This is a genomic window from Streptomyces sp. NPDC054847 (assembly GCF_053610925.1).
The window spans coordinates 1-4,864 of the sequence record NZ_JBSGZJ010000515.1; the positions used below are offsets into that span (position 1 = coordinate 1).

At 71.8% G+C, this 4,864-nt stretch carries 3 protein-coding genes; 1 reads left to right on the top strand and 2 read right to left on the bottom strand.

Annotation, left to right across the window (positions count from 1 at the left end; genetic code table 11):
* Positions 1-80 precede the first annotated feature (80 nt).
* The gene (locus ACWGH4_RS31310; RefSeq protein ID WP_453466833.1) at positions 81-1,547 is read right to left on the bottom strand and encodes an SDR family NAD(P)-dependent oxidoreductase; all 1,467 of its coding nucleotides are present in this window, start codon (positions 1,545-1,547) and stop codon (positions 81-83) included.
* A gap of 730 nt (positions 1,548-2,277) precedes the next feature.
* Here ACWGH4_RS31310 and ACWGH4_RS31315 point away from each other — a divergent pair.
* Positions 2,278-3,237 carry a DMT family transporter gene (locus ACWGH4_RS31315; protein ID WP_453466835.1) on the top strand — a complete coding sequence of 320 codons (960 nt, stop codon included), beginning with the start codon at positions 2,278-2,280 and terminating at the stop codon, positions 3,235-3,237.
* On the opposite strand, the gene ACWGH4_RS31320 is transcribed toward ACWGH4_RS31315, so the two are convergent.
* Complete coding sequence (locus ACWGH4_RS31320; RefSeq protein WP_453466837.1) at positions 3,118-4,371, bottom strand: transglycosylase family protein; 1,254 nt, start codon at positions 4,369-4,371, stop codon at positions 3,118-3,120. The two genes, ACWGH4_RS31315 and ACWGH4_RS31320, sit on opposite strands and share 120 nt — an antisense overlap.
* Between the last annotated feature and the right edge of the window lie 493 nt (positions 4,372-4,864).

Consider the following 4,864-nt stretch of genomic DNA (forward strand, 5'->3'; position numbering starts at 1 on the left):
GTGCACCCATGTCGGGTGCACCGGCCTCGAGCACGATGCGATCCATGCCTGGAACAGTGGCGCGATGTGCGCCTGGACGCCTACCAGTTCGCCGGGGCGTAGTCCTTGAGGAAGCAGCCGTAGAGGTCCTCGCCGCCCTCACCGCGGACGATCGGGTCGTAGACGCGGGCAGCGCCGTCGATGAGGTCCAGCGGCGCGTGGAACCCGGCGTCCGCCAGCCGCATCTTGTCGGGGTGCGGCCGCTCGTCGGTGATCCAGCCGGTGTCGACGGCCGTCATCAGGATGCCGTCCGCCTCGAACATCTCCTGGGCGCTGGTACGGGTCAGCATGTTCAGCGCCGCTTTGGCCATGTTCGTGTGCGGGTGGCCGGCCCCCTTGTAGCCGCGGCTGAAGACGCCTTCCATGGCTGAGACGTTGACGACGTACTTCCGCTTGCCGGACGCCGCTGCCATGGCCGGACGGAGCCTGCTGATCAGGATGAACGGCGCGGTCGAGTTGCAGAGCTGCACCTCGAGCAGCTCGACGGGGTCGACCTCGGAGACCGTCTGGATCCAGCTGTTCGTGTCGTGCAGGTCCGGCACCAGGCCGCCCGCGTCGATGGCCGTCCCGGCCGCGATGCGCTCGAGCGAGGCGGAGCCGCTGACCAGCGCGAGTTCCGTGACGTCCTGGGCCGTCAGCCCGTCCCCGACGGACGACGGCAGGGCGGCCACCGACTCGACCGCGCCGCTGCCGAAGGTGCCGATGACCTGGGCCGGCGGCAGCTCGCCCGCAGGGAGCGGCGCGCTCTCCGCGGCGAGCAGCTCCCGGTAGGCCTGCGGGGAGCGGCGGACGGTCTGGGCCGCGTTGTTGATCAGGATGTCCAGCGGGCCCTCCGCGGCGACGGAGTCGGCGAGGGCCACGACCTGGGCCGGATCGCGCAGGTCGATGCCGACGATCTTGAGACGGTGGATCCACTCGTCACTGTCCGGCATCGCCTTGAAGCGGCGGATCGCGTCGTTGGGGAAGCGGGTGGTGATGGTCGTGTGCGCACCGTCCCGCAGCAGCCGCAGGGCGATGTACATGCCGATCTTGGCGCGGCCGCCGGTGAGCAGGGCCCGCTTGCCGCTCAGGTCCGTCCGCGCGTCGCGGCGGGCACGGTTCTCGGCGGCGCACGACTGGCACAGCTGGTGGTAGAAGGCGTCGACCTCGACGTAGCGCGCCTTGCAGATGTAGCAGGAACGCGGACGGCGGAGTATCCCGGCGATCTCGCCCATGACGGACGACGACGGCAGCAGGCCCTGCGTCTCGTCGTCGATCCGGGCGGCGGAGCCTGTCGCGGTCGCCTCCGTGACGGCCTTGTCGTGCGCCGTCTTGGCGGCCCGACGCTCCTGGCGGCGGCGCTGCTTCACCGTCCGGTAGATCCCGGCGGTGGCGCGGCGCACCGCGATGGCGTCCGGATGGTCGACCTCGAGCTTGTCGAGCTCCTCGAGCACGCTCAGGCAGACGGCCAGCCGCTCCGGGTCGATGCCCGGCCCGTACGCCACCGGGCTGTCCTCTGTCACCGTCATTGCTGGTTGCCGTTCCTCGGTCACTCGAATGCCACGTTTCAAAAGCACGACTGTACTGAGAGTCGAGTGGTCGGCCAAATGACGGCCGTCACGTCGACCGTCACGTCCACTCGCCGGGACCTTCCGCCCACCGGCGACGAGGTGCGCCGGATGGCCGGATCTCGTCGGCCCGGAAGATGATCGTCGAAGGCCTGGACCGGACTGGACCACTGGCGCCCCAAGGGCCGCCCCGCCCCGACCGCCCACGGCCGCACTGCCCCGGCGACGTGCGTCGCGCCGCTGCGGCGGCGCTGGGCACCCTCGCACAGCACATCCGTTTTGCGACAGGTTTCACATTTCCCACACAGGCCGGCGGGACGGGCCCCACTATGTGATCCGTCAGGTCCGACGTGGCGGTCGCCGTGTGCGCTCCGGCCACTTCCAGGGGGGACAGGGCATGCCGGATGGGGGTCCGGCATGCCCTGTCGGGGCTTGCCGCCGGCACGCCCCCACCAGGTTCGTGGCGACGTGAGCCCTCTCCAACGTTGCAGAGGCATGCGGGTGACAGTCCCCGAACGGATACTTGAGGGTGAAACCGCGTGCGCGCCGACCGGTCCGGCAGTCGTCCCGGGAAAGCGCGCCCCCGCCGGAAGGGGGACTTCGGCACTACACCCGTACTACGTCGGTAGTACGCACAAGTGCCTGCTCAAGAACGACGACGTGAAGCCGGACACGGGACAGGGTGGTGACCATGAGTTCCCTCGCGCTGTCCGTGCTCCTGTCACTCGTCTCGGCGGTCGCCTACGCGGCCGGGGCGATCCTTCAGGAACACGTGGCGACCACGACACCCTCCAGGCCGTACGCCCCGCTGCACCAGGGCCGCTGGTGGGCCGCCGTCGCACTCAACAGCGTGGGAGCGGTACTGCACGTCGTGGCCCTCGCGTACGGCCCGCTGAGCCTGGTCCAGCCGCTGGGAGCCCTCACCATCGTCTTCGCGCTGCCGATGGCCGCGCTCTTCGTCCGGCGCAGAGCCGGCCGCACGGCATGGCGCGGGGCCATCATGGCGACCGCCGGACTCGCCGGCCTCCTCGCCCTCACGGGGGAGGCGGAATCCCGCTCGCTGGGCACCGCGGGCCGCGGCGTCCTCACGGCGGCGACCCTCGGCACGGTGGCGCTGCTCTTCCTGATGGCGCAGGGCATGCACCGGCCGATCATGCGCAGCGTCCTGCTGGCCGGCGCGGCGGGCGTCGCCTTCGGGATCGCGTCCGTGTTCACCAAGTCGGTCGCCGTGGACTGGCAGTGGGGTTCACCGCTCGTTCAGTGGCCGAGCCTGGCGGTCATCGCCGCGCTGGCGACGGGCGGCCTCCTCCTGTCGCAGGCGTCCTACCGGGGCGCCGGTCTCGCGGCGCCCCTGGCGACGGTCACCGTCGTCAATCCGGTGGTGGCGGCGGTCGTCGGCATCACCATGTTCGGCGAGGACTTCCGCTACGGCGTGGTGGGCACGGTGCTGGCGCTCGCCTGCGGTGTGGTCGCGGCGGGCGGCCTGATCCTTCTCACGCTCGAGCGTATGGGCGGGGCTACGGGCGTGGGATCAGACCGACACGCCTCTCGCCCTCAGGTAGGCGAGGGGATCGATGTCCGAGCCGTACCCGGGACCCGTGCGGATCTCGAAGTGGAGATGCGGTCCCGTGCTGTTGCCGGTGGATCCTGAACGGGCGATCCGCTGACCGGCACTCACCTGCTGGCCCGCACGCACGGTCAGCGCGGACAGGTGCGCGTACTGGCTGTAGCGGCCGTCGCCGTGCCGGATGACGATCTCGTACCCGTAGGCGCCGCCCCAGCCGGCCGAGACGACCTTGCCCGAGGCGACCGCCTTCACGGACGTTCCGGTGGGCACGGCGAAGTCGACGCCCGTGTGATAGCCGCTCGACCAGGACGAACCCGTCTTGCGATAGGCGGTCGACGGGCCGGCGGCGACGGGCGCGGCGAACGAGGCGGCCTCGGTGCGGGGCTTCTGTACAGGCGCCGGCTTGGGGGCGGTCTTCGGCTTCGGTGCGGGCGCGGGCTTCGGCTTCGGCGCCGTCTTCGGCTTGGGCTTCGGCGCCGCCTCCGGCTTGGGCTTCGGTGCCGCCTCCGGTCGCACCTTCTCCGCCGGGCGGTCCGGCCCGGCGGTGGCGGGGCGCCGATCCTCCTTCGGTGCGGCCTTGCCCCGCAGGGTGAGCCGCTGCCCGGGGAAGATCAGATCGGGGTCGTCACCGACCACCGTGCGGTTCTGCTCGTACAACTGCTGCCAACCGCCCTTGATCCGCTCGGTACGGGCGATCCGGGAGAGGGAGTCGCCGCGGGCGACCGTGTAGCCCTCACGCTGCGTCGGAACGGTCGTGGGCGACGCGGCGGCCTTCGGCGCGATCCGCTTCGGCGGGGCGGCGTCCTGGGGCCGCGGCTGCGTGATCTCCGGGGCGTCACCCCCACGGGTCAGCCCCGCCTTCACCGAGCAGGTCGGCCAGGCGCGCGGCCCCTGCGCCTCGAGCACCTTCTCCGCGACGGCGATCTGCTGGTCCTTGGTGGCCAGATCGGCGCGCGGGGCGTATTTGCGGCCGCCGTACGCCTCCCAGGTGGCCTGACTGAACTGCAGACCGCCGTAGTAGCCGTTGCCGCTGTTGATCCGCCAGTTGTCGGTGGACTCGCAGGCCGCGACCTTCTCCCACACGTCGACGGAGGCGGCGTGCGACGACCCCGCGCCGACCAAGGGCAGCGCGATGCCGGCGCCGCCGGCCGTGACGGTCAGCGAGGCGCGGTTGATGCGGCTCGGCTGATATCTGCGGTGTCGACCGGTACCGGCCATGGCGGGCTCCCCCTGGACGCATTTCAGGTCATGTCGCAGTCGGCCAACTTAGGCTGCGGGTACGGACAGTGACAAGGTCTCAGCGGAGAGCTGGCCGATACCGGACGGTGGCGACGCCTTACCCCTCCCCGCCCCTTCCCGAACCGGGGCACGCCCCGGGCCCCGTGGGGGCCGACGCCCCTCCCCGTGGGGCGAGGACTCCATGGGCTGACGCCCTCGCACCCCGAACACTCGGTACGCGCGGCCCGGCCCCATGCCGCTGCGCGGAGCCGTTCCCCGACCCCGCCCCTTCCCGAACCGGGGCAAGCCCCGGACCCCACGGGAGCTGACGCCCCAGCCCCCTCCCGGCGAGGGATTGGTCGGTGCTGGCGCCCCCTTGCCCGACCCGGTCGTGTACCCGGCCCTTGCCGCTGCGCGGGGCGTTTCCCCCACCCCGCCCCTTCCCGAAACCGGGGCAAGCCCGGACCCCTTGAGGGCTGGCATCCCCTTCCCC